This window comes from Thermococcus sp. ES12 (assembly GCF_012027515.1).
In the GTDB taxonomy this organism is placed as follows: Archaea; Methanobacteriota_B; Thermococci; order Thermococcales; family Thermococcaceae; genus Thermococcus; species Thermococcus barossii.
Genome location: NZ_SNUP01000034.1, coordinates 1 through 505, shown reverse-complemented (window position 1 = coordinate 505; position 505 = coordinate 1). Strand labels below are relative to the sequence as shown.

The window sequence follows — 505 nt, the reverse complement described above, 5'->3', positions numbered from 1 at the left end:
TCTTGATGAGATACCAATTAAGCTCAAGAACCCAAGGTTTATAGAACCCTTTGAACTGTTAACAGAAATGTTCGGGGTTCCAAAGTATAATGAATTAGACCCAACTCCAATACTGGCATTTACTTATTCATTTTTCTTTGGTTTTATGCTTACGGACTTCCTTTATGGACTGATCATAGCTACCGTGGCAGCGTTGCTGGTTAAGGGACATAAAAAACTAAATGATGGGACCTACAAGTTTTCAAATGTCTTAATCTGGAGTGCGTTCTTCACAATTGTAATGGGGGCTCTCTTTGGTAGCTACTTTGGAGACGCTCCTCAAAGAGCTGGAATAAATGTCCCAGCATTATTAGATCCATTAAGAGGTGCATTAACAGTTTTAGGTCTAGCACTGGCTATAGGACTTATTCACTTGTTTGTAGGGTACACCCTTGGCTTTATAGTAAAGTTCAGGAATGGGGAAGTAAAAGACGCAATCTTTGATCAACTTTCTTGGATGTTAATA

The 505-nt window shown here is 38.8% G+C and carries 1 protein-coding gene; it reads left to right on the top strand.

The features are described from left to right. The coding region (locus tag E3E37_RS10875) for a V-type ATPase 116kDa subunit family protein (RefSeq protein WP_305849829.1) at nt 1–505 on the top strand (505 nt) is incomplete at both ends.